Origin of the sequence: Pediococcus siamensis (assembly GCF_047220215.1) — a bacterium.
Classification (GTDB): Bacteria; Bacillota; Bacilli; order Lactobacillales; family Lactobacillaceae; genus Pediococcus; species Pediococcus siamensis.
This window is the reverse complement of record NZ_CP178375.1, coordinates 1,294,964-1,318,149: the sequence shown is the minus strand read 5'-3', so window position 1 is coordinate 1,318,149 and position 23,186 is coordinate 1,294,964. Positions and strand designations below refer to the sequence as shown.

The 23,186-nt window shown below is 41.1% G+C and carries 21 protein-coding genes, 1 tRNA gene, 1 pseudogene and 1 riboswitch; of the genes and pseudogenes, 18 read left to right on the top strand and 5 right to left on the bottom strand.

Annotation, left to right across the window (positions count from 1 at the left end):
- The first annotated feature begins 82 nt into the window (after nt 1–82).
- The 4 genes from ACLJJ6_RS06380 (at nt 83) to ACLJJ6_RS06365 (ending at nt 4,506) form a co-directional block, all read left to right on the top strand.
- Nucleotides 83–1,111 (top strand): LCP family protein, encoded by a 1,029-nt coding sequence (locus tag ACLJJ6_RS06380; protein ID WP_412988376.1) that lies wholly within the window; start codon nt 83–85, stop codon nt 1,109–1,111.
- Nucleotides 1,112–1,284: 173 nt separating this feature from the next.
- Complete coding sequence (locus tag ACLJJ6_RS06375) at nt 1,285–2,226, top strand: acyltransferase family protein (protein WP_412988375.1); 942 nt, start codon at nt 1,285–1,287, stop codon at nt 2,224–2,226.
- A gap of 102 nt (nt 2,227–2,328) precedes the next feature.
- The gene (locus ACLJJ6_RS06370; protein WP_412988373.1) at nt 2,329–3,408 is read left to right on the top strand and encodes an acyltransferase family protein; all 1,080 of its coding nucleotides are present in this window, start codon (nt 2,329–2,331) and stop codon (nt 3,406–3,408) included.
- Between the two features lie 168 nt (nt 3,409–3,576).
- Nucleotides 3,577–4,506 carry an IS30 family transposase gene (locus ACLJJ6_RS06365; protein ID WP_412988322.1) on the top strand — a complete coding sequence of 310 codons (930 nt, stop codon included), beginning with the start codon at nt 3,577–3,579 and terminating at the stop codon, nt 4,504–4,506.
- A 591-nt stretch (nt 4,507–5,097) separates the two neighbouring features.
- On the opposite strand, the gene ACLJJ6_RS06360 is transcribed toward ACLJJ6_RS06365, so the two are convergent.
- Nucleotides 5,098–5,640: a VanZ family protein gene (locus ACLJJ6_RS06360; protein WP_412988372.1), complete on the bottom strand. Its 543-nt coding sequence runs from the start codon at nt 5,638–5,640 to the stop codon at nt 5,098–5,100.
- A gap of 212 nt (nt 5,641–5,852) precedes the next feature.
- Here ACLJJ6_RS06360 and ACLJJ6_RS06355 point away from each other — a divergent pair, with 212 nt between their 5' ends.
- The 7 genes and pseudogenes from ACLJJ6_RS06355 (at nt 5,853) to ACLJJ6_RS06325 (ending at nt 11,703) form a co-directional block, all read left to right on the top strand.
- Nucleotides 5,853–6,308 carry a hypothetical protein gene (locus tag ACLJJ6_RS06355; protein ID WP_412988370.1) on the top strand — a complete coding sequence of 152 codons (456 nt, stop codon included), beginning with the start codon at nt 5,853–5,855 and terminating at the stop codon, nt 6,306–6,308.
- Between the two features lie 142 nt (nt 6,309–6,450).
- Nucleotides 6,451–6,690 (top strand): preprotein translocase, YajC subunit, yajC, encoded by a 240-nt coding sequence (locus ACLJJ6_RS06350; RefSeq protein WP_412988369.1) that lies wholly within the window; start codon nt 6,451–6,453, stop codon nt 6,688–6,690.
- Between the two features lie 201 nt (nt 6,691–6,891).
- Nucleotides 6,892–8,553 carry a peptide ABC transporter substrate-binding protein gene (locus ACLJJ6_RS06345; RefSeq protein ID WP_412988368.1) on the top strand — a complete coding sequence of 554 codons (1,662 nt, stop codon included), beginning with the start codon at nt 6,892–6,894 and terminating at the stop codon, nt 8,551–8,553.
- A 441-nt stretch (nt 8,554–8,994) separates the two neighbouring features.
- The gene (locus ACLJJ6_RS06340; protein WP_412988367.1) at nt 8,995–9,861 is read left to right on the top strand and encodes a DegV family protein; all 867 of its coding nucleotides are present in this window, start codon (nt 8,995–8,997) and stop codon (nt 9,859–9,861) included.
- Between the two features lie 27 nt (nt 9,862–9,888).
- Nucleotides 9,889–10,125 carry a helix-turn-helix domain-containing protein gene (locus tag ACLJJ6_RS06335; RefSeq protein ID WP_412988366.1) on the top strand — a complete coding sequence of 79 codons (237 nt, stop codon included), beginning with the start codon at nt 9,889–9,891 and terminating at the stop codon, nt 10,123–10,125.
- Nucleotides 10,126–10,400: 275 nt separating this feature from the next.
- Nucleotides 10,401–11,116 (top strand): annotated as a pseudogene (locus ACLJJ6_RS06330) (sulfite exporter TauE/SafE family protein).
- A gap of 107 nt (nt 11,117–11,223) precedes the next feature.
- Entirely contained in the window at nt 11,224–11,703 is a 480-nt protein-coding gene (locus ACLJJ6_RS06325) for a Dps family protein (RefSeq protein WP_412988365.1), read from the top strand.
- A 119-nt stretch (nt 11,704–11,822) separates the two neighbouring features.
- Here ACLJJ6_RS06325 and ACLJJ6_RS06320 read toward each other — a convergent pair.
- Nucleotides 11,823–11,896, bottom strand: a tRNA-Arg gene (locus tag ACLJJ6_RS06320).
- Between the two features lie 174 nt (nt 11,897–12,070).
- Here ACLJJ6_RS06320 and ACLJJ6_RS06315 point away from each other — a divergent pair.
- The 3 genes from ACLJJ6_RS06315 (at nt 12,071) to ACLJJ6_RS06305 (ending at nt 15,907) form a co-directional block, all read left to right on the top strand.
- Nucleotides 12,071–13,954, top strand: a complete 1,884-nt coding sequence (locus ACLJJ6_RS06315) for a heavy metal translocating P-type ATPase (protein ID WP_412990443.1) — start codon at nt 12,071–12,073, stop codon at nt 13,952–13,954.
- 90 nt (nt 13,955–14,044) lie between these two features.
- A complete protein-coding gene (locus tag ACLJJ6_RS06310) occupies nt 14,045–14,278 on the top strand; it encodes a heavy-metal-associated domain-containing protein (RefSeq protein ID WP_412988364.1) in 234 nt (77 codons plus the stop codon).
- A 112-nt stretch (nt 14,279–14,390) separates the two neighbouring features.
- Nucleotides 14,391–14,490, top strand: a riboswitch (purine riboswitch).
- Nucleotides 14,491–14,620: 130 nt separating this feature from the next.
- Nucleotides 14,621–15,907, top strand: coding sequence for a nucleobase:cation symporter-2 family protein (locus ACLJJ6_RS06305; protein ID WP_412990441.1), 1,287 nt, complete (start codon nt 14,621–14,623; stop codon nt 15,905–15,907).
- A 131-nt stretch (nt 15,908–16,038) separates the two neighbouring features.
- Here ACLJJ6_RS06305 and ACLJJ6_RS06300 read toward each other — a convergent pair whose 3' ends face one another.
- Entirely contained in the window at nt 16,039–17,280 is a 1,242-nt protein-coding gene (locus tag ACLJJ6_RS06300) for an ISL3 family transposase (protein WP_412988180.1), read from the bottom strand.
- A gap of 145 nt (nt 17,281–17,425) precedes the next feature.
- Nucleotides 17,426–18,664, bottom strand: coding sequence for an aminopeptidase (locus tag ACLJJ6_RS06295; RefSeq protein ID WP_412988363.1), 1,239 nt, complete (start codon nt 18,662–18,664; stop codon nt 17,426–17,428).
- A gap of 169 nt (nt 18,665–18,833) precedes the next feature.
- Here ACLJJ6_RS06295 and wecB point away from each other — a divergent pair, with 169 nt between their 5' ends.
- Nucleotides 18,834–19,940, top strand: coding sequence for a non-hydrolyzing UDP-N-acetylglucosamine 2-epimerase (wecB, locus tag ACLJJ6_RS06290; protein ID WP_412990439.1), 1,107 nt, complete (start codon nt 18,834–18,836; stop codon nt 19,938–19,940).
- A gap of 5 nt (nt 19,941–19,945) precedes the next feature.
- On the top strand, nt 19,946–20,377 hold the full coding sequence (locus ACLJJ6_RS06285; protein WP_412988361.1) for a GtrA family protein: 432 nt from the start codon (nt 19,946–19,948) through the stop codon (nt 20,375–20,377).
- A 144-nt stretch (nt 20,378–20,521) separates the two neighbouring features.
- Here ACLJJ6_RS06285 and ACLJJ6_RS06280 read toward each other — a convergent pair whose 3' ends face one another.
- Complete coding sequence (locus ACLJJ6_RS06280) at nt 20,522–20,980, bottom strand: flavodoxin (protein ID WP_412988359.1); 459 nt, start codon at nt 20,978–20,980, stop codon at nt 20,522–20,524.
- Nucleotides 20,981–21,066: 86 nt separating this feature from the next.
- Between ACLJJ6_RS06280 and recX the strand changes: the two genes are divergently transcribed.
- Both recX and ACLJJ6_RS06270 read left to right on the top strand, forming a co-directional pair.
- Nucleotides 21,067–21,882, top strand: coding sequence for a recombination regulator RecX (gene recX, locus ACLJJ6_RS06275; RefSeq protein WP_412988357.1), 816 nt, complete (start codon nt 21,067–21,069; stop codon nt 21,880–21,882).
- A gap of 24 nt (nt 21,883–21,906) precedes the next feature.
- Entirely contained in the window at nt 21,907–23,109 is a 1,203-nt protein-coding gene (locus ACLJJ6_RS06270; RefSeq protein WP_412988356.1) for a serine hydrolase domain-containing protein, read from the top strand.
- Nucleotides 23,110–23,186: the final 77 nt, after the last annotated feature.

The window sequence follows — 23,186 nt, the reverse complement described above, 5'->3', positions numbered from 1 at the left end:
AACCTTAAGTTTGTGAATTTTTAGTGAATTCCTGAAAGTAAAAGCTTACAATAATGATAGATGATTTACAGGAGGTTAACTTATGAGACATCAACATACAGAAAAGCGGCACACAGTAAGGAATGTGATCTTGACCGTCATTTTAATCTTAATTGTGGCTGGTGGGGCTTATGCCGCACGAAAGTATTATAATTTGAAACACGCTGTCGATAATACATATCAAAGCGCGGGGATTAAAAAGGATCGAAATGCAAATTCAGAAATTCAGGCCAAGAGTCCGATTTCAATACTACTGATGGGGACCGATACCGGTGCCCTCGGACGTTCTTATAAAGGGCGAACGGATACAATGATGTTAATTACCTTGAATCCTAAAACCAATAAGACAACTATTACCAGCATTCCACGGGATACTGGTGTTACAATTCCGGGTTATGAAAGCGAATCACCTTCAAAGATTAATGCGGCCTATGCTTTCGGTAGTGCTGGGACGGCCATTAAAACAGTACAAGAGATGTTAAATGTTCCAGTTGATTTTTATGCTCTAATGAATATGGGTGGTATGGAGAAAGTTGTCAATGCTGTCGGTGGAGTGACATTAACGCCAACCTTGAGTTTCTCATATGAAGGGTACAAATTTACTAAGGGACAATCGACACACATGAACGGGAAAAAGGCACTTGCCTATTCCCGCATGCGTTATGATGATCCCCAGGGTGATTATGGACGTCAAACCCGGCAACGAGAGGTTATCATGGCTATCATGAGCAAGGCTGGTTCAATTTCAACATTGCTAAATAAAGATTTCCTAGATTCAATTTCTAAGCAAATGAAGACCGATTTAACTTTTGATGATTTAACTGCCATAGCGCAAAATTATCGTGGCGCTAAAAAGAATGTTTTGCAAACACATCTGCAAGGAACTAGTGAAACAGTGAATGGGCAGAGCATGGAAATTATGGCTAAAAGTGAATTGCAGCGTGTTACCAACTTAAACCGCAAGAATTTGGGACTCGCCCATGCGACAACTGGAAACATTGCTTTGAATGTGTCGGCAAGTTCGACATCAAACAGTAGTGTCCAAAGCGATAATGTTAATGCAGGAAATTAAGCATGCCTGCAAGATATTTTTTAAATAAACACAATTTTTATTGAAGTACGACTACAAAATTGTAACTAATAAAGCACCTAGTTAATATAATTTTGTGCAAGAATAGAAATCAAACTTCTAAAAAAGTGGTTCGGTTTCTCCGCATCGTTTTAAAAAAATTGAGGAGCAGTTGAATGGGAAAACGAATAAAATGGGTTGATTTAGCTAAGGGCATAGGTATTATCTTAGTTGTTTATGGTCACGTTATCTTAGGTGTGCACGATGCAGGGCTAAGTTTGAATGGTCTTAACTACAATTTACAACATAGCTTCATTTACACTTTTCACATGCCACTTTTTTTCTTCTTGAGTGGTTTATTTGCGAAAAGATGGGTTGGGCGACCTACAAAAGTTGCTTTAAGTCAAAAAATGAGAACGTTATTGTTTCCATATATTGTTTGGGGAATAATACAAGGAATTATAATGGCACTATTCTCAAGTAGTACTAATGGGTCTACCAACTTTATTGATATAATAAAACTTCCTATTCAGCCTTTCGGACAGTTCTGGTTCGTGTACGATTTATTTTGGATTTTTTTATTGTTCTATGTTATGGAACATTTATTTAAATTATCACTTAAAAAAATTTTTTTACTCAGTTTCATTTTGTGCTTCGTTTCACAGTGGATAAGTATTTGGCAGTTTGGAAGAATTTTTTACTACCTACCTTTTTTTATTGCGGGTGTTTATTTAGGACCAAGGCAATTAAAGTTCAAAAAACCTGTCATTATTAGTGGGTTTATATTATTTATTTTTATAAATCTATTGAGGTATTTTGTGAATTGGGGAGGATTTCAAGTTGTTGTTGATGTACTCACTGCGTTTACTGGCATCCTACTGGTGATAATGTTAGTGCAGAAGTTCGATAGTAAGTTGTTATCTTATATTGGTCGTCGCTCATTAGATGTTTACTTATTGCATATCATGGCGACGGCTGGGACCCGAATCATACTTATGAAGTTAGGTGTTGATCTTGTTGTAGTACATTTATTGCTTGGAACTGTAATGGGGGTGCTAGGTCCAATTATAGCTGTAGAGTTTTTTAAAAAAATTAACATTTATAAGTATCTTTTTTGAATTTATCTATATAATAATAGATGTTGTTGTGTTGTGAATGCAGGAAACTAAGTTTTGAATTAAAAATGATGATTAAGTTGTAGTAAGGGAATTGTTAAAGTAATGGCAAGTAAAAGTAGAGTTAGGAATTCAAATATTGAGTTACTGAGATTGTTTTGTATGTTTTTGATTATTTTGCATCATTTCTCGGTTCATGGCGTGGATATCGCCGGCTGGGATCAGGTGCACAGTAGTTTAATTAACAAAATAATTGCCGAGCTGTTATCTTTTGGGGGAAGACCAGCCGTCATTGTTTTTATGTTAATCAGTGGTTATTTTTTAGTAACCTCAAAACATAGTGGCAACTTGAAGAAAGCTTTGCAGCTGTGGTTAGAGGTTTGGTTCTATTCAGTCGGGGTCTATCTGGTGCTCGTCCTTGTTAATGCGAAATCATTTGCGATTGGCACATTTGTCAAGGCTTGTTTACCGATTACGTTTGATCAATACTGGTTTATTACGGGCTATTTCCTGATTTATCTTTTGAGCCCGTATCTGAACAAAATTTTATTAAATTGTAGTAAAAAAGAGTTTGTGTATTTATTGCTTTTTTTAGGGACAATTGAAACCTTGATTCCAACGTTTCTTGATGTTTGGATTGATTCTGGGAGTGTGTTGTTGTTTGCCTATTTCTACGCAATTGGCGCCTTTATTCGATTGTATGGGGCGGATTACGATCTGGCCAAAATCGGGAAATTGCTATGGACAGCTAGCCTAGCATTAATGTTTTTAAGTGTGATTACGCTGAATTTAATAACCGCCATTTTTAAGGTGGAAGTTTTTGCAGACCATGCGACTCACTTTCTTTCCGTCTATTCGATTTTGGTTTTGATGTTTGCGATTGGTCTGTTTCTAACTTGTTTGACAGCAACAGCATGGCATAGCTCGGCAGTCAATTTTGTATCCAAATCGGCATTTGCTATCTATTTGATTCATGATAATCGCAACTTTCGTGAAGTACTATGGCAAGACATTCTGCATGTGCATAGCTTGCAGAATTCACATTTCTTGTTGCTGTATGGCTTGTGTGACACCGTACTGATTTTTTTGGCATGCATCTTATTAGATATCGCCTTATGTGAGGTAGGCACGCTACTGAAAGAATTTAAGTTAAAGTCTAGAAAAGTGAATCGTTCCTCTTATTAAGCAGATACAGGACCTGAAGATAAAATTAAAAAGTTAAGTTGTAGCGAATTTTAGTTATCGCAGATTATATAATTAATTCGAACACCTAAAAAAATGTAAACAAAGACCCATAGTAATGTCCTACAATGGTAGTCACCACAACCAAACCATGAAAGAAGATACATTACTATGAGCTTCTCTACTTTAACACAATTCGATCGCGGTGCCATCTACCATTTGCTAAATATCGGTTATTCTCAAAACAAAATTGCTTCCGCACTCAATGTGTCCAAATCCACCATCAGTTATGAACTCAAGAGAGTTCAGCCATATAACCCTATATTGGCACAGGCGGATGCCGAACAACAACGACATCATTCAGGAAGAAAATCAATTTTAACTCCAATGCTGAAACGCTTAATTGAGAACCATTTACGTTTGACACATTCACCTGATGAGGTCGCACATGAGCTTAGACTTTGCACTAGCTCAATCTATAACTGGATTTACAGTGGCCAAATCAACTTTAAGGCTGAACAATTGCCCGACAAAGGACAACGTCACAAACATCAAGATGAGCGTCGGGGAAGCTTTCAGGTTGGTAAAACTATTGAAAATCGTCCTCAAGCTATAAATGATCGCTCCGAATTTGGACACTGGGAAATGGATACCGTTCTTTCGTCACGAGGTGGTTCAAAGACATGTTTGGCAACATTTGTAGAAAGAAAGAGTCGTCTAGTTTGGATGATTAAAATTCCAAACCGTAGTCAGAATGCAATGAATAACGCCATTGAAACCTTCATCAGAACCTTTGGTCCAGCTGTAAAATCATTTACAGCTGATCATGGTAAAGAATTCTCAGGTTATCAACTCATTGAAGACACCTATCAACGTGAGGTATATTTTTGTCACCCTTATTCACCGTGGGAGCGTGGAACTAATGAATATTTCAATCGCAAAATTCGTTGGTTCTTTCCTAAAAAGACAAACTTCGCGAAAGTCACAGAAGAATCAATTATTGAAGCAACGGAGTTGATTAACAACCGACCATTAAAAATTCTAAACTGGAAAACTGCCATTGAAACATTCAGGGAACTATTTAGTAAGTGTTCGAATTAAACTTGTAATCTGCGTTATTTAAAAAAGTTCTGTGGATAAAATCAAATTCCAAATTTTCTGTTTGGGGTTTGATTTTATTTATTATGGGCTGAAACTTTCCAAGCTAGCGGAACGATAAAGTAAGATGTTGAACGTGATGAAACGACGTATGAGATGAAAATTTCGGGCGTATCATGCTTGAACTGGTTCAGAGCTATGAAGTGTTACACCTTTCTATTTTTCCTTACTTGTTTTGAATATGGGGATTTTACTAGTTGTCTGGAACTAAGAAAAGATCAGAAACTTTACTAAAGTTAGGGTAATTGATATTTAATGTAATTATGGATATAATCACACCGAGAACATGAAATTTATTTCAGTATTGGAAGAAAATGGCGTCACTTCTGTTATTTCTGTACAGGAGAATATAATTTCCATAAATCTGGAATTTGACTTAAGGAAAGCTCTTGATCAACTGAAACTTGGTGATGATGGAAATGTCATGGGTAAAAAATGTCTGGTAATGTGGCGGATCATGTTAGCCAAGCTGCAAAATTACACGCCTTGCCTGTGGTTAGGGATATTTTCGCCAGATATTAAATTAAAAAGCCCTCAGAATTTACCGTTCTGAAGACTTTTTTCTTCTGTTTTAAGCAAGAGATTGAAAGGCGTCATGATGTAGAAACCAAGCACCACACCCAAACCATTATGAATGACGTCCATAATGTCGACGGTACGATTAATGTGAATCAGCTGGTCTAAAACAAACTGGCCGCCTTCGTTGAACAAGGCAATCCCTAATGCGATCACTAAAACCTCGAGTAAGATTGGGCGATCCCGAAAGCCAAAAATGTAAAGGTAGACACCCGCGGGGATGGTCATAATGACATTGAGAATCGCCTGCATACTGTAATCATGGTATGGGGTGACAACGACCTTAGCATAGCCAACATGTAGTGTTTGCGGAAGAATGTCCATGCCAAACGAATAGGTCCCAGGCGTAAAAATTAAATAAAAAACACTCACCACATAAATAATGAACGAAACACGGACTAAAATCGCAAAGGGAGAATGGTTCACGCGTAATTTTTGCAGATTATAAAGAGCGACGAGACTCGAAAGAATCACAAAAGGTAAATATGAAATTAAAGACATTGAACCACCTCCAAATTTGATGAATGTTTTTATTGTAGCATACTTCATTTGAGAGTAAACCTAATAGGCACAGGCTTTTCGTTAACTTTTTCTAAACAGGTTTAGACTTTCTTTAAACTCTACCAAAAACTGATTGCAATCTATTCGTAAATGCTATATGATGTGTTTGTAAAGATATTGTAATGTTTACGTAACATTAGGAGGCGGTTGTGATGAAAAAGTTTATGCGTTTTATAGTCGTAATGAGTGTGGCAATGGGAGTCTTTTTGTTTGCTAATAATACGCAAACCCAGGCTGCCTCCAGAACGAGTGTCCCAGTCGCCATGCGGGGTAAGTGGTATTTAAATAAGAAAACCGGACTAAACATCAAAAAAACTTCCATGGTGGGCCTCCATCATACTGTTATGGAAAAAACCTATGGGAAATACATGGTTTTTAAAAAATACTATAAAGGGAGCTATTCCTTATCTGATAAACGTTGGGGGTTTGGTTTCTTCTTCAAATTAGTGACTGTCAAAGGCAAAAACGGCCGCCGGTACAAGGCGCTTGCAATGTGGGGACAAGGACCGGAAGCACAACTTTACTACAAAAAGCTCAATCGCTATGAACGACACAGTTTGTCGTGGCGAAAAACAATTAAATTAATGAATGGACAAAAGAATTTCTAGCTTCTGACTTTACCAATCGTGCGAAAGGCTATATAATGTTAGGGCACTGCAAAAAGCGCGTGTTTTAGAAAAGTAACAAGCTTCTAAAGCCGATTTGCAAGTCTGATTAAAAAAATCCGCCAGCGACGAAAGGAAGTTACGCATGGAAAAAAATGAAGTTGAACCAGAAAAGAAACCATTCAGCATTGGTGATAAGGTTCACGTTAAAAAAACCGCTCTTTTACCAACCGGATTTGATGGCCAAGTCGGGAAAGTTTATGAGAATTCGATCCTAATCGACATTGATCCGAGCACCGTGGCGAAAGCACGAAGCGAAGAATTACATGATTTACATGGTCGCGTAATTGTTCGGTTTGCGGAAGCCAAAAAAATTAAAGCCTAGTTATGCTTTCACCGTATCGGTACTTGCCGATGCGGTTTTTTATTGCCTTTTTTGAGCAAAAATAAGAAATTTCTATTTATTTTAATTTTTATTTAATTTTCCAGTTGACAACCACCGCACGATCGCTTATATTTAGTATTAAATTCTGATTAGATATTTTCTCATAATCAGATTAAAAACAGAAGAGGGGTTGTTTGGATTATGAAAATTAAGAAAGGGTCGGTCACACTTTTAGTTGCGTTACCGCTACTATTACTGGCTGCGTGCGGGAATGGCAAGTCCGCCTCAACGGGGAGCAATGGCGTTAACAAGAGCAATTTGGCCGCTAAGCAAGTTGTGAAATGGACAGAGAAATCGGAGTTGCCATCACTAGATCCATCCATCGCTACAGATGAAATCAGTTTTAATATGCTGAACAACGTTGATGAAGGCCTTTATCGCTTGGGTAAGAATAATAAAATTCTCCCTGGTATGGCAACGAAGACTAAAGTTTCTAAAGATGGTAAGACCTACACATTTACATTACGCAAAAATGCCAAATGGAGTAACGGCGATAAGGTCACAGCCCAAGATTTTGTTTACTCATGGCGGCGGACAAATAATCCCAAGACAGGGTCGCAGTACGCCTACCTATTTAGCGGTATTAAGAATGCTGACAAGATTCAAGCTGGCAAGAAAGCTGTCAATACTTTAGGGATCAAAGCAGACGGGGACTATAAGTTAACCGTAACTTTGGAAAAGGCGATTCCGTACTTTAAGTTGTTAATGGGCTTCCCAAGTTTCTTCCCACAAGATCAAAAAGTGGTTGAAAAGTATGGTTCTAAATATGCTACGCAAAGTCAGTACCAGGTTTATAACGGACCATTCACAATGACTGGCTGGACCGGCACGAACAACAAGTGGTCACTGGTTAAAAATAAGCACTACTGGGACAAGAAACACGTCTACTTAAGTAAGATTTCTGATCAAGTGGTTAAAGACACGCAAACTGGCTTGAACTTGTTCCAAGGTAAGCAGGTGGACCAGACGTATATTTCAGGAACCCAAGTTGCTAATCTGAAGAGTAGTAAATCGTTCTTCTTAGGACGGGAAGCACGTAATGCTTATCTGGAATACAATTACAAGAAAATCAAGGCTTTCCAAAACGTGAATATTCGTAAGGCAATGTCTTTGGCAATCAACCGGAAACAATTAGTGAACGATGTGCTGGCAGATGGGTCGACCACACCAAAAGGCTTTGTAACCGATGGCTTGGCAAGTAATCCGAAGACCGGCGAAGATTTTGCTAAAGAAGGCTATACAGGCACCGGCGTTAACTATAACTTGGCTCAAGCAAAGAAACTTTGGGCAAAGGGCTTGAAACAAGAAGGCAAGAAGAGCGTGACTTACACGTTGATGGCTGATGATACGGATGCTGGGAAGAAGACAGCTGAATTCTTACAAACGCAGTTACAAAAACTTCCTGGTTTGAAGATCAATGTGCAGACGATCCCTTATAAGACACGTTTAGCACGTTCAGCAAAGGGGCAATTCCAGTTGGTTATCACACTTTGGGGTGCTGACTTCTCTGATCCAATTTCTGACTTAGGGTTGTTCACATCCGATAACAGCTTCAATAACGGACACTGGAGCAATAAGGAATATGACAAGCTGATTGACAAAGCCAACAACGCAGATGCCAATAATACACAGAAACGTTGGGAAGACATGGTTAAGGCTGAAAAGCTGTTGATGAACGAACAAGGTAACGCCCCGCTTTACAATGGTGTGGCTTCACAGTTGATCAACACAAAAGTCAAAGGCTACGTCTACAATACAGCCGGTGTTCCTTGGAACTGGAAGGGCGTTTATGTTGAAAAATAAATAGAACCAGGCGAGAGTGGAAGAAGATATTTTAATTCAAGCCTCAACTCGGAAGTCGAATGATTCGTTCTTTGAATCATTCGGCTTTCGTCGTTAAGCGGAGAAGTTATCCTTTTCCAGGATTGCGACTATTAATGTTCAGAGATTTGAAGGGGTTGAAAGTTTTTTCAGCCTCTTTTTGTGCTTTTTATTAATAATATTCATAATTTTTGACTTTCATTCGACAGCTTGGTAACCTCAGTAAAGGGTAGTTAATGATGTAAATATAATTTGACGGGAAAAACGCCAAGTGTGACAGGTCATTTTTGCTTGTCACGGTTTAGCTAAGACGCAAAATCCTGTTAGATAAGGCTTTTCGGTAAAATACCAGTGATGATGCCGTTTTTACTTCAACCAGTAGGGGTATAATTTGGACACTTACTAAGCTAGGAGTGAAAATATTTGACGAAAATAGCGATTGTGACTGATAGTACAGCTTATTTAGCCCAAAATGTTTGTGAGAAATATCATATTACAGTGGCGCCGATTTCGGTAGGGTTTGGCAACAAGCAATATCGTGAACGGTTAGATATCAGCGATGCAGAGTTTTATCAACAATTGAAAACGGAAAAGACCTTTCCAACGACGGCACCGCCTTCAATGGGGACCATGGCTGACATCTATGAAGAGCTAGCCAAGCAGGGCTACACAGATGTGATCAGTATTCATTTGGCAGCCGGAATTAGTGGTTTTGTGCATAATCTGAGTCAATTTGTCGAAACGGTGTCGGCTTTGTCCGTGCATGTGGTTGATTCCCAGCTGTCCCTGCAGCCAATGGGGTATTTGGTCTTACAAGCAGCTAAAATGGCACTGGCAGGAAAATCAGTCGAAGAAATTTTGACGACAGTTGACGATCTGAAACAAAGTTTTGGTGAGTATTTTGTGGTTGATGATTTAAAAAATCTTGTGCATGGCGGGCGGCTCAACAGTGGCTCGGCCTTCGTGGGATCGCTTTTAAAAGTCAAACCTATTCTAGCGTTGAATCCGGTTCATCATAATATCGAGGCCGTCGATAAGGTGCGTTCGCTAAAGCGTGCTAAGGCGGAAATTGTGGCGCGTTTCACTGAGAAAACTAAAAACCTACCCTATCCAGTTCGCGTATTTTTATGCGGTACGGACAACGAACCAGCAATCGAAAAATGGCAACAAAGTATTCAGGCGAAGTTAACGAATGTCGCTGTCATTGAGACTGGCCAAATTGGCCCGGTCCTTGGCGCTCATTTAGGATCTGGTGCAGTTGCGATTTTATGGGTAAAAGAAGTTAGTTAATTTATGACAAAGTGAGGGATTGAGGTTATGAAAAAGTTGAAAATTGATTTGAATGACCAAGATTACATGGGCAGTCACGAAGCAAGTACGATGTGGGGTAAGCAAAAGGATTACGTACGAACGATTTATAACAAGTATCCGAAGCGCTTTCCCAAAGGCACGATTCGTAAGTTTGGCAAGCAGCTGATCGTGACGCGTGAAGGGATGGAAGCTGTAACCGGCGTAAAGAAAAGTCAGTTAGCAGCGGTTAAGAAAGATAACTAAAACGAAGTTAGCAGGGGTAAAAGCTAGTTTTGGTTGTGGCGGGCTAGAATTAGGCTTTTGGCCACGTGGCTGGCTGCTCAAACTGGGCTTTTGACCCATAACAGTAATTTGCAAGTGTATATAAACATAAAGAACTGGGACAATTTTGGTGATTGCCCTGGTTCTTTATTTTTGTGGCCTGATTAATCTGGGAGGCCACCCAAAAATGACCATTGACCACGTGCCTAGTTTCTACCATACTTAAGTTACGATTCGGACAGAGGAGCTTACAAATGATGACTTGGCTATTGATATTTTTTCCAGCACTCTTAGCAGGGTTAGTTCAAGGCTTGACTGGCTTTGGTGCTGTCATTGTGATGATGACCTTCTTCCCATTTATTCTACCGATTGCGCCAGCAGCTGGGATTGCGGGCTTATGTATGTTAGCAAGTATGGTTGGCTTGACTTATCGCTATCGCCATGAAGTGCGGTTAAAACGGATTGTGCCGCCATTTCTAGTGTATGCGGCCGTAGCCACTTGGTCGGTTCATCTGAGCAATGTCCTTGAACCCCACGTGATGCGAATGCTATTGGGTGGGTTATTAGTGGCATTATATTTGTACTTTACGTTTGTGAAAAATGCGGATGGCCGACAATATCCGTTGTTTATTGCACTTGGCTTTATGGTGATTTCTGGCTTCTTTAATGGTCTGTTAGGGATTGGCGGACCGTTGATGGCGCTGTATTTTCTTTCATTAGCCAAATCAATTCCGGAATATACGGCTAACATTCAAGGCTTTTTTTGATTGATGCCTTTTACATTAATAGTGTGCGGGTGGAAAACGGTATTCTAGATGCGCATGATATTCCCTACATTCTGGTGGGTATGCTTGCAGCGGGAATTGGCACGGTAATCGCAGCCAGGATTGCTTCCAAGTTAGATGGAGTCACGTTTAGAAAATGGATTTACCGTTTTATTGGATTGAGTGGCCTTTATTATTTATTTTTTTGAGTAGCTGTTGAGAGCCAAAATGATGGGCAAATTGATTGAGGCTATATAAGGAACGCTTTAGACTGAAAGTATGGTCGGAAGCTTGAAAAGTTGAAAGGAGTTTCTTTATGCGTTCAGATCAATTTGTAAAGACCCAAGCGCAGTTAAATCAATTAATTGCGGATTTAAGTCAGATGCAGGTTAATGTTCAGCAAGTCCACTGGTATATGCGGGGGCCTGAATTTTTTAAACTACATCCTAAAATGGACGAGTTTAACGAAATTTTTGCGGCGCAGTTGGATGAAGTGGCAGAACGGTTAATTGCCTTAGGCGGGAAACCGTATGCCACTACGCATGAATTTATAGCCCATACCAATTTGCCAGATGAGGAGATTTCCTGGGGTGAATTTCCGCTTCCAGAACTCATGAAACATTTGGACCATGATTTTCGTTATCTGCGCGATCAGTACCAGCGAGGAATTGAGATCACGGATGAGGAACAGGATTTACCAACCCAAGATATTTTAAACGGGTTTAAAGCTGAAATGGACAAGCTTATTTGGATGGTCAGTGCCTTTCTGGACAAAGGACCGCTTGATGAAGACTAACTAACATTATTATCACAGCCGCCGCAAATTTTTTGTGGCGGCTTTTTACAAAGATAAAAATAACGGTCAACTCCTTATCATTAAAGGGGGTGACCGTTATTTTTACTAGTTTATGTATATGTCCCCGGTGAGACTTGAACTCACAACCTATCGCTTAGGAGGCGATTGCTCTATCCAGTTGAGCCACGAGGACAACGTACCTTTCGTATTTTGCCATAAAATAGCGGGATAATCAAGCAACGCCCAGAGACTTCGCGTTAAGAAAAAAGTGAATTTGTTTTTAAAAACTTGATGAGGATCAATTCTAACTTGACCGTTTGCGCTTATAGTGAACTTATCAAATAGAGATGAGAGGTACAAAATCATGATGAAGTTCGAGCAAATGGTTCAAAAAAATGTGACGACCATTACGTGGGTAGCGGGCGGATTAATTGTTCTGGGATTTTTAGCCAGGGCCATAGGTGCTGATTTGGTGTACACCACCGCCTTTATCATCGCTTCGGTGATGGCGGGGACACCAATCATTATTCGGGCAATCGAAGCTTTAAAAGTCCGCGTGATTGGCATTGAGTTGTTAGTCAGCATCGCCGTTGTGGGGGCTTTTGTTATTCAAGAGTTCAACGAATCGGCAATTGTCACTTTCTTGTTTTTATTCGGTAGTTTTCTTGAAGCCAAAACACTAGCGAAAACACGGGAATCCATTAAAACTTTGACGGAAATGGCGCCTACCACCGCCGAAGTGGTGACCAGCGAGGGCCAGGTTGAAGAAACCGATATTGATGACGTTGAAAAAGGCGACTTGGTCTTAGTGAAGACAGGTGGTCAAATCCCAATTGATGGCAAGATTACAGAAGGTATCGGCTACTTAAACGAAGCCAGTGTCACCGGGGAATCTAAGCTAGTAACCAAACACGTTGGCGATGACGTCTACTCGGGAACCATTTTAGATAACGGAACTTTAAAGATTCAAGCCACAAAAGTCGGTGACGATACGACCTTTGCCAAAATTGTGGAATTGGTCGAAGATGCCCAAGATACCAAGTCACACGCAGAAAAATTTATCGATCAGTTTGCTAAGTACTACACACCCGCCGTTTTAGTTCTTGCCTTTTTGGTGGGCGTGATAACCCGTGATTTTCGGCTGGCTATTACAGTCCTCGTGCTGGGCTGCCCGGGTGCTTTGGTCATCGGGGCCCCCGTTTCGAACGTTGCTGGAATTGGGAATGGCGCTAAAAATGGTGTTTTAATTAAGGGTGGCGAAGTAGTTGATACGTTTGCCAAAGTAGACACGCTTGTTTTTGATAAAACGGGGACCTTGACTAAGGGCGATACCGAGGTGGCTGAAATCAAAACTTATGGTCAAGATGCGGCAGTTACCCTAGCGTTAACAGCCAAGTTAGAGAGTCAATCCGATCATCCCTTAGGAAAAGCGATCACAACATATGCCACCCAACACGACATTGCTTTTCAAAAACTCACCGTGCAGACAACGAATACGATAAAAGGACAGGGAATTGCAGCGACAATTGAAAATCATCAAGTTCTGATTGGAAATGCGAGATTATTGGTTGCAAATCATGTCGGTTTAAATTCCGAACAGACACGCGATCTGCAGAATGCGCAAGCAAAGGGCAGATCAACGATCATTGTGGCGGTTGATCAAGAAGTACGCTTAATCATTGGCATCGCCGATATGGTTCGGGATCATGTGAAGGACAGTTTGATGGCCTTGAAACAGTTAGGAATTAAGAAACTGGTGATGCTCACTGGCGATAATGAAGTGACGGCAAACTATGTGGCTGCTCAGTTGGGGATCGATGAAGTGCATGCCAACCTGCTTCCGGAAAATAAGGTTACCTTTGTGAAACAGTTGAAAAAAGCGGGACATAAGGTTGCCTTTGTGGGCGATGGCATTAATGATAGTCCGTCAATTGCGACTGCTGATATTGGAATCGCCATGGGTGGCGGCACCGATGTCGCGATTGAAACGTCCGATATTGTCTTGATGCAGTCTAGTTTTGCGGAATTGGTTCATGCTTTTGGATTGGCTAAAAAGACGGTGGCAAATACCCATCAAAATATTACGATTGCAATCGCGACGGTGATTTTCCTGCTGATTGGCTTGATCTTTGGCTACATTTACATGGCAAGCGGGATGTTTGTGCACGAAGCAAGTATCCTGGTGGTGATTTTCAATGCGATGCGCTTAATCCGCTATCAGGCACCACGTGAAAAAATCGTCAAAAAATGAGAAAACTTGATGGTGGTCAAGTTTTGAAATCATAAACGTCGTTATACTAGATTTATCGAAGTTAAGAAACGACCTGAGGAGGTTTTTAAAATGACAAAAGCAATTTTACAATTAGGTGCGTTGACATGTCCATCATGTATGCAAAAAATTCAGGGGGCGTTGGCGAAACAGCCCGGGGTTCAAAAAGTGAAAGTTTTGTTCAATGCCAGCAAGGTCAAAATTGAATTTGAAGCAGCGGAAAATTCGGCAGAGGCGCTGGCTGAAGTTGTCAAGAAATTGGGCTACGAGGTTCAAAGTGTCAAGGTCAAACAACTCGCCGAATAGGCTAGGCCAGAAGTGCAAAACAGCTAGGTATCTAGTGTTTGAAGGCACCCCGCAGACCTGGTTGGGATGAAAGTAAAATTGAAAACAACAAAATTGCGTGGTATAGTATTTTAGTAACAAAAAAACGAATGCATATATAAACGCCTTAATATGGTTGGCGAGTTTCTACCCAGAACCGTAAATTCTGGACTATACGCAATAAACTCATCGAACGATGTCTATTTGCGGACATCGTTTTTGTTTTACTGTGATATGGATATATGCCTAGGAGGCAGTGAGTTGGTTTCAAAGGAAAAATGGGCACAAGAGCAGATTGATTTCGACGCAGGCGAGGGGGTACCGCTGGAAAGTTCCACTTCAAATGGGCAGGCCGCTGTTTTAGGCTTACAGCACTTATTAACCATGTATTCTGGGGATGTGATGGTGCCCTTACTGATTGGGGCGATCGTGCACTTTACCGCCACACAAATGGCCCTGCTGATTTCCATGGATTTGTTTATGTGCGGAATTGCGACGTTACTTCAAGTCCACCGTACCCGCTTGGTGGGAATTGGGTTGCCCGTGGTTTTGGGGTGTGCAGTGCAGGTAATCACCCCACTAGGAACGATTGGTAAAACTTTGGGAATTACGACTATGTATGGTGCTATTATTGTTTCAGGATTGTTTGTCCTCTTGGTAAGTGGCGTGTTCTCTAAGTTAAGAAATCTTTTTCCGCCCGTGGTAACCGGATCGCTGATTATTGTCATTGGGTTTACCTTAATGCCAGTTGCGATCACAGATTTAGGTGGTGGGACAGTAAGTGCTCACGACTTTGGCTCCCTAAATAATCTGCTGGTAGGTGGGTTTACGTTAGCCGTTATTATTGGAATTAATGTTTGGGGCCGTGGTTTCATCAAGTCAATCGCAATTTTAATTGGTTTAGTGGCCGGAACCGCTCTGGCAGGTGCAATGGGAATGATTAAATTGAGTACAGTCTCACAAAGTGGCTGGTTCCGTTTTCCACAACCTTTTATGTTTGGCGTTCCCCATTTTGAGTGGTCGTCATCCGTAACCATGATTTTGATTGCACTGACCACCATGATTGAATCTACTGGCGTTTTCTTTGCTTTGGGGGATATGACGAATCGTAATCTTACCGGGGATGATTTAAAACGTGGTTACCGTGCGGAAGGTATTGCACAGATCTTAGGCGGAATTTTTAACACGTTCCCATATTCAACGTTCTCTGAAAACGTTGGTGTTGTGCAATTTTCTGGTGTTAAAACGCGTAAACCGATCTATTTTGCGGGTCTATTTTTACTTATTTTAGGCTTGCTGCCCAAAGTGGGGGCTTTAGCAACAGTTGTGCCGACACCGGTTCTTGGTGGCGCAATGCTGGTGATGTTTGGTACGGTGGGTCTCCAAGGGGTTCGAATTCTAAAAACGGTCGACTTTGATGATAGTCGCAATTTAATTGTGGCCGCCGTTTCAATCGGTGCAGGCTTGGGCGTTTCTAGTGTTCCGACTATTTTTCAAGCGTTGCCGTCTGAACTCTATCTCATTTTAGGTAACGGTGTTGTCGTGACTAGCATTGTTGCCGTGGTTTTGAATTTAGTTTTCAAATTTGAACGTCAAAGTAACGTCAATTAAAAAAATTCGTGAATGATTAAGTTCTTGCGTAAAGAACCGCGTCATTCGCGAATTTTTTAGGGTCTCTGTCAAATTGTATTGGTGGAGATTTTTGAAAAGCATGTTCACTTCGGTGAATGTGCTTTTTTTGTTTACGCATAAATTAAACTGATACGAATGAAAAAGTTATGAATATTTTGAAAACCAAAACAGCTACGCTTTAACACCTTAATTTTACGATTTAGTCCTTCAATAGGACCGTTGGAATACGGATAACGACAACTATTGAGAACAGCAGGACCATTCTTTATTAAAGTTGAGATAGTAATATCCATTTGGTTGCCAGCCGCCTTGTAGTTGGCAATCAAGGTTTTAAATCCAACCGCATCTTTTTGTTGAATGGCTGTTAGAATTCCTTGATAGGTTTGATACACAGTTTTAAATTCTGGAAATTCATCTAAGGCTAGGTCAATGGCGTTCTGTTGGGTCATGTATTCGTTGATACCGTGTAAATAGATAAGTTTAGTATCATTGACCTTTTCTTCTGCCAAATGGAACAAACGCCATTGAGATTTTAGAATGCGATAAACTCGGGAATGCTTATCTTGAAAAGTATGGATCACACGTGTACGTTCGTTATCCAGTGCCCGACCGGCAAGTTGAATAATGTGGAAACGGTCAATGATGGTTATTGCCTTAGGAAATAACCGATGAATAAAGCCAGCATACTCAGCATTCATATCAACGGTGATTGTTTGAACTTTCATACGTTCTTGAACTGAATAGCGAGCTTCAAAGTAATCAATGATATCCTTACTAAGGCGATCCTTAAGAATCACAATGCGGCGATGACTAACGGCATCGCAACAGTTAAAGGACATTAGATGATTACAGGAACGGAATTCATCAAAACAAAGATTTTGGGGGAGTGTTTTAACACGATAAGCTAAGTGAATATTCGCATTTAAAATGCGTTGAACACTACTTGGTGAAATCCCACAAATCTTAGCGATTTCTTTACTGGTCAGCATATCCCGAGCCAGAACAATTACTTGATGTTTCACATTATGCGTAAAAGTTTCATTACGTTTAACGAGGTTAGTTTGAGCACCACAGGTTTTTAAACACCGTTTACATTGATATCTTTGTCGTTTTAGCTGCATCTCATAACGTCCACCTGATAAGGTTCCCAATCTTAGATGGCCAATGTGAGTTCCATTTTTGATTAGAGATTTATGGCCACAATGAGGACATTTTAAAAGTTGATAGGAAAGGATAGCGTGAACGACATGAACGTGTTGCCCATTGGGATAATGTTCCTTAGTAATCTCAGTTACAGTTAAATTAGGGTCTGTTATTTCGAATAGGCTTAGGATAGAATTAGTTAGGGACATTTGTTTTTCCTCTTTTCGATTTTATTAGGCGATTAAATCGTAACACAAAGAGGGCAAATGTCCTTTTTTTTTTCAAAATAAAAACTGGTATCAGTTATTCACCAATACCAGAAAGTGTAGACCCATTTTTTATTAGGAGCTGGTGTTATTCGGCCCAATTACCGTCCCGAAAAACAGGGATACTTGTGCCATCAGCTTTCAGGCCATCGATGTTCATGTGGCTGGAACCAACCATAAAGTCAACGTGGGTTTGACTGCTATTAATTCCATGAGCCGCAAGTTCAGCGGCGGAGAGTTTGGTTCCTCCTTTAAGATTAAACGGATAAGCTTGCCCAAAAGCTATATGGTCAGAAGCATTTTCATCAAAAAGGGTATTGTAAAAAATAATTCCCGATTGTGAAATTGGTGATTGGTCCGGAACTAACGAAACTTCACCGAGTGATTTTGCGCCGTCATCAGTAGCTAGCAATTGCTGGAGGACGGTATCACCTTGACTTGCATGAGCTGCTACTACCCGACCATTTTTAAATGTGATCTGGAGATCCTTTAAGATGGCACCGTTATAGCTCAGCGGTTTTGTGGAAACAATCGTCCCGTCAATGTGGCGGTTATCTGGAGCGGTAAAAACTTCTTCGGTGGGCATGTTAGGTACAAAGAAATTACCTTGCGTGTCATGACTGCCGGCTGCTTCCCAAACATGGTTGTGGGGGAGACCAACTGTAAGATCGGTTTGTGGTGCGCTATAGTGCAATGCTTCAAATTGTTGCGCGTTTAACCAGTTGGCGCGTTCATTTAAAGCGGCAATTTTAGTTTGCCATGCCGCCACCGGATCTGGTTGATCGACCAAGGTTGTTTTAAAAATTTCTGCCCATAATTTAGTTACCGCTGCTTGGCCGTGTAAGTCTGGGAAAACTTTTTCGGCCCACGGCACATCGGCAGCAGCCACGACTAACCAGCTAATATCATTATTGGTGGTCACTTTCATAAGGGGTGCATTAGCTTGTCCGGCGGCTTTGCTGTGCATTGCAATCCGGTCACTGGCAATCCCTGCATAGGCATCGGGAGCTGCCGAAATGAGCGAAACGCGGCTTGCACGCTTGTCTGCTAGTTGCTGGGCACGTTGCGCAGCATAGTCTGGTTCTTGTTGTAAACGGGACTGGGGGGCATGTTGCAAAAATTGGCGTTCAATTTCCGTATCCTGCCAATTCAAAATAACTTCACTTGCTCCCAGCTTGTAAGCCGCTTTGGTAATTAAGCGCGCAAGGGGGGCTTGTTGCACCGCAGCATAGAGGAGAATGGTTTGCCCCGGTTGGACGTTTACGCCAACCTGGGTAATGAGATCAGCATATTTTTGCAAATTGTGTTCAAAAGTTGTTTGTGCCATGAAGAAAACCTCCTGTTAAAAGTGGTTCTATCGTAGCATAAGTTGTTTTAGGAAACATTAAATCGAGTTTTAGGACTTAAATATTAAAGGGCGGCGCGTTATACTGATTTAGAAGCAAATAACTGATTTGGAAGAGATTGGGGAGAAAATTTTGCAAAGATTACGTGTTATGACTGTTTTTGGAACCCGACCGGAAGCCATTAAAATGGCACCTATTATTCTGGCCATGCAGCAACGCCAAAGTGAGTTTGAACCCATTACCGTGGTAACTGCTCAGCATCGAGAAATGCTTGACCAGGTCTTAGAAATTTTTAAAATTACCCCAGATTATGATCTTAATATTATGAAACCGCAGCAAACCCTAAGTGAAATTACAGCCCGTGTCTTAAGCAAACTGGATCAAGTGATTCAAGAAGCTCATCCCGATGTTATCTTAGTGCATGGCGACACCACCACGACGTTTGCAGCCAGCATTAGCGCGTTTTATCATCAAATCCCGCTAGGACATGTGGAAGCCGGATTGCGAACTTGGGATAAGTATTCGCCGTATCCTGAAGAAATGAATCGGCAGCTAACGGATGTTTTAAGTGACTATTACTTTGCGCCGACGTCTTTGAGTAAGCAGAATCTGTTGAAAGAAAATCACCCGGAAGAAAACATTGTGGTGACGGGTAATACCGCGATTGATGCCTTAAAAGAAACCGTGCATGAAAATTATCATCACGCCGTTTTAGATTTGGTGAAACCAGAGCATCGCTTGATTTTACTAACAATGCATCGTCGTGAGAATCAGGGAACACCGATGCGCCGTGTTTTTCAGGCAATCAAACAAGTCGTGGATGCCCACGCAGACGTTGAAGTGATTTACCCGGTGCATTTGAGTCCGACAGTCCAACAGGCAGCACATGAAGTGTTGGGAAATGATGCGCGAATTCATTTAATTAATCCGCTTGATGTCGTTGATTTCCACAATTTGTCTGCACGCAGTTATTTTATTATGACAGATTCAGGCGGGGTACAAGAAGAAGCTCCTTCATTAGGAAAACCGGTTTTGGTATTACGAGATGAAACGGAACGGCCAGAAGGTGTCAAAGCGGGAACCTTGAAATTAGTGGGAACCGATCCGGATAATGTGCGGCAAGCCATGGAAGTTCTGTTAACGGATCAGAAAGCTTACCAGCAAATGGCGGAGGCTAAAAATCCATATGGTGATGGGCATGCCGCCAGTTATATTTTAGATTTTTTGCAACAAAAATTTGAGGAGCAGCGGGGTTAAGAAACGTGAAGGATTTAATCCAAAAAAACAAAGCCGTAATACTTTATTTAGTTTTTGGGGCACTGACCACCGCGGTTAACCTTTTGACCTTTACCTTTTTTGACTTGTTTACGAATTGGAATTACCAAATTGGAACTGCCATTGCGTGGGCGATTTCGGTCCTCGTGGCATTTTTTACAAATAAAGTTTGGGTATTTAGCTCGCATTATACGACTTGGGCAGCTTTTTGGCGCGAACTAGGTTCGTTTTTCTTTTTTCGTTTATTAAGTTACTTTATGGAAGTTATCATTATGTGGGTGGGGGTATCGTTACTCAACCAAAATGCCATTTTAGTCAAGCTCATTGATAACGTTGTGGTGGTCATTGTAAACTATATTTTTAGCAAGCTGATTATTTTTCGGCATAAAAAAATAGCACCTAAACACGATGCTAAATGAAGAAAAATGGGTTAAAAATTGAAGTTGTTCACGACGGTCATTTAGAATCGTGATCCAAAAAGAAAGTTCAAAAAATTCCATTTTTTCTAGCGCCAAACTTTAATCGTCAAAGGCGGAGAAGAAACCCTTTTTGTACTTCTGTGATTAATGGGCAGCTTGGTAGCTGTCGACCAATTGTTTGGCGAAGTTATCTAACTGGTCGAGATCTTCTTCTGATTCTGGAGCTAAGTTAATTTTGACCGGCGTGGCACCTTGTTTGGCTTTGGCTTGTTCAAAAGCTTTCGCGAAGGCATCAACGGCCACACAATAGAATTCTTCATAGAAGACATCACCAGATCCAGCAACACCAAAAATTTTATCCGTCAGATCAAGATCGGCAAGCTCCTCGTAAAAATCCATTCCTTCTTCTGGAAGGGCACCTTCATCATAGGTGTAGGGTACCACAACACAAATATTGTAGTCTTCAAATTCGGCAGCATCAGTTTGTGAAATCTCTGATTCATCAACTTCAACGCCCAAATCTTCTAAGGCTTCAGTAATGATATCAGCGCAGTCTTCGTTGTTACCCGTAATGGTCGCAAAAACAACTTTTGCAGTTGGCATGGTAATTCCTCTTTTCCTAGTAAGTCCTAAAGAATTATAGCAGACAAATGCCATTTAGTGAATTGAATCGTCGGGGGAGGCAGAATATGGCAGAAGAAAAAGCAATACCCAAAGTAACCAAAATTACAACTCAAAAGCGGCAAGGGCGTTACAACGTCTTTTTGGATGGGCACTATGCCTTTCCAATTAGCGAAGACGTTATGATCAAGTTTCGAATTTTCAAAGGTATGGAAGTTGATGCACAGCTTCAAGCTGAAATTCTGGCGGCCGATGACGTATCAAAAGCTTATAACCGCGCATTGAACTATTTGTCAGGGCATTTGCGTACGGAGCAAGAAATTGAGCAAAAATTACGTGAAAATGAAATTCCAGAAGCCACAATTAAGACCACGTTAAAAAAACTGCGTGCCTTGCATTTAGTGGATGATTTGCAATATGCCCAGAGCTATGTGCGGACTATTGCGCGGACGTCGGATAAAGGGCCGATTGTGATTCGCCGTAACTTACGGGCAAAAGGGGTACTGGAAAATGACATTGAGACAGCCCTAACTGAATATCCGTCGGCTGCGCAGGTTGAAAATGGCGGAGACATCGCCCAGAAATTAAGCCAGCGCTACCGCCGCGAACCGGTGACCAAAATGAAACAAAAAGTTCGACAGGGACTTATGACCAAGGGCTTTTCTGGAGAGATTGTTGACCAAATCTTAGCAAAAATGCAGTTCGAGCCTGATCCGGAGTTAGAAGCGCAAAAATTAGCAACAGAATTTGAAAAAGTTTGGCGGCGCAATCGGCGTTATCCGTTTGCCCAGCGCAAACTGCGCACCAAACGAACTTTGTTTACCAAAGGCTTTTCGATCGATGCCATTAACCGATTGATTGAGCAGCAAGAAAATAGCGATTAGATAGACTTTATGGGGGAAAATAAAATGAAAAGATATTTAGGACGCCTGATTATTTTCGGGTTATTTATCGTGGTCGTGGCAGGTGGCATTCGGGTCGCGTATCTGAATTATCAGGCTGACCATCGTGCTGATCCAACTTTTTTTAGTGGTGCAACCCAAAATGTACCGAAACGTAAGTTGGTGCCAAAGACGTTTACGCCTAAACGGATTTTGATGCAGCAGCCGCAATTGAAAGGGAAAAAACGCCAGATCCAAAGACAGCTGAATGCGATTCTCGGTAATAATCAGTTTGTGGGAACGGTGTTGATTGTAAAGAATAATTACCCCATTTATAGCCGGGGGTACGGGTACGCAAACTTTGAGAAGGCGGCTGTGAACCAAGCCCAATCTGAATATCAAATTTTATCCATGCAGAAATCACTGACGGCCACGTTAATTATGCAGCAGGTGCAAGCAGGTAAACTTGCCTTGACTGATCACCTGGCCAAGTTCTATCCGCAGGTACCCGGTGCCAATCAAATCACGATTCGGATGATGCTTAATATGATGACCGGTTTGCGGATACATAAATTTTCAACCAAAGCACTTTCGGGACAAGATGTGGTGAAGTACACCGTTAAACATGTCCGTTTTAAAGCGGCAGCTAATAAGCGGTGGTCGTATCAGCCTGTTAACTTTACGTTACTGGCTGGGGTTTTACAAAAGGTAACCCATCGGACCTATTACGCCCTATTCAAAAAGGTGTTCATTAAACAGCTTCACTTAAAGCATACCGGCTTCGTCATGCAAGCACAGCAGGCTAAGTGGTTGTCGACGCCTTATCATAATCGTCCATTTACGGATAATACAATCAATTATAAGCATGTTTATCGCGAAAAAATCGCCAATCAGCATAATGAATTGGCAACGGGCAATGTTTACATGGACGCGTTAGATTTTTATCATGTAAGTCAGAAAATTTTGCAAAATCAGTTCCTAACCGCCCAAAATACGGCAATGCTTCACGATGCGCAGGAAAGTCCCCGCGGGTATGCTGGTGGGCTTTACCAAAAATATGGCACCAGTTATTGGAGTCACGGAGTTGGTTACGGAGAAGAGAGCGGGATGATGATTAGTAAGGACGGTAGAAATGCGGTTGTGATGTTGTCGAATTATCATCTGAAAAAGTCTCAGCTTGTGGCTCAGTGTCAAACTATTTACGCCAATTTAATGCAAGGAAACTATTAGTTAAGTTTTGATCGGAGTCGTTCTTTCGTCGTCCGGTCTTTTTTGATATAATGACAAATGGAATTCTAAGTTTTAAA

Excerpts from the sequence above, each read along its gene's own strand:
- ACLJJ6_RS06380 (WP_412988376.1), top strand. The coding sequence starts at position 83 with ATGAGACATCAACATACAGAAAAGCGGCACACAGTAAGGAATGTGATC.
- ACLJJ6_RS06375 (WP_412988375.1), top strand. The coding sequence starts at position 1,285 with ATGGGAAAACGAATAAAATGGGTTGATTTAGCTAAGGGCATAGGTATT.
- ACLJJ6_RS06370 (WP_412988373.1), top strand. The coding sequence starts at position 2,329 with ATGGCAAGTAAAAGTAGAGTTAGGAATTCAAATATTGAGTTACTGAGA.
- ACLJJ6_RS06365 (WP_412988322.1), top strand. The coding sequence starts at position 3,577 with ATGAGCTTCTCTACTTTAACACAATTCGATCGCGGTGCCATCTACCAT.
- ACLJJ6_RS06360 (WP_412988372.1), bottom strand. The coding sequence starts at position 5,640 with ATGTCTTTAATTTCATATTTACCTTTTGTGATTCTTTCGAGTCTCGTC.
- ACLJJ6_RS06355 (WP_412988370.1), top strand. The coding sequence starts at position 5,853 with ATGAAAAAGTTTATGCGTTTTATAGTCGTAATGAGTGTGGCAATGGGA.
- ACLJJ6_RS06350 (WP_412988369.1), top strand. The coding sequence starts at position 6,451 with ATGGAAAAAAATGAAGTTGAACCAGAAAAGAAACCATTCAGCATTGGT.
- ACLJJ6_RS06345 (WP_412988368.1), top strand. The coding sequence starts at position 6,892 with ATGAAAATTAAGAAAGGGTCGGTCACACTTTTAGTTGCGTTACCGCTA.
- ACLJJ6_RS06335 (WP_412988366.1), top strand. The coding sequence starts at position 9,889 with ATGAAAAAGTTGAAAATTGATTTGAATGACCAAGATTACATGGGCAGT.
- ACLJJ6_RS06325 (WP_412988365.1), top strand. The coding sequence starts at position 11,224 with ATGCGTTCAGATCAATTTGTAAAGACCCAAGCGCAGTTAAATCAATTA.
- ACLJJ6_RS06315 (WP_412990443.1), top strand. The coding sequence starts at position 12,071 with ATGAAGTTCGAGCAAATGGTTCAAAAAAATGTGACGACCATTACGTGG.
- ACLJJ6_RS06310 (WP_412988364.1), top strand. The coding sequence starts at position 14,045 with ATGACAAAAGCAATTTTACAATTAGGTGCGTTGACATGTCCATCATGT.
- ACLJJ6_RS06300 (WP_412988180.1), bottom strand. The coding sequence starts at position 17,280 with ATGTCCCTAACTAATTCTATCCTAAGCCTATTCGAAATAACAGACCCT.
- ACLJJ6_RS06295 (WP_412988363.1), bottom strand. The coding sequence starts at position 18,664 with ATGGCACAAACAACTTTTGAACACAATTTGCAAAAATATGCTGATCTC.
- wecB (WP_412990439.1), top strand. The coding sequence starts at position 18,834 with ATGACTGTTTTTGGAACCCGACCGGAAGCCATTAAAATGGCACCTATT.
- ACLJJ6_RS06280 (WP_412988359.1), bottom strand. The coding sequence starts at position 20,980 with ATGCCAACTGCAAAAGTTGTTTTTGCGACCATTACGGGTAACAACGAA.
- recX (WP_412988357.1), top strand. The coding sequence starts at position 21,067 with ATGGCAGAAGAAAAAGCAATACCCAAAGTAACCAAAATTACAACTCAA.
- ACLJJ6_RS06270 (WP_412988356.1), top strand. The coding sequence starts at position 21,907 with ATGAAAAGATATTTAGGACGCCTGATTATTTTCGGGTTATTTATCGTG.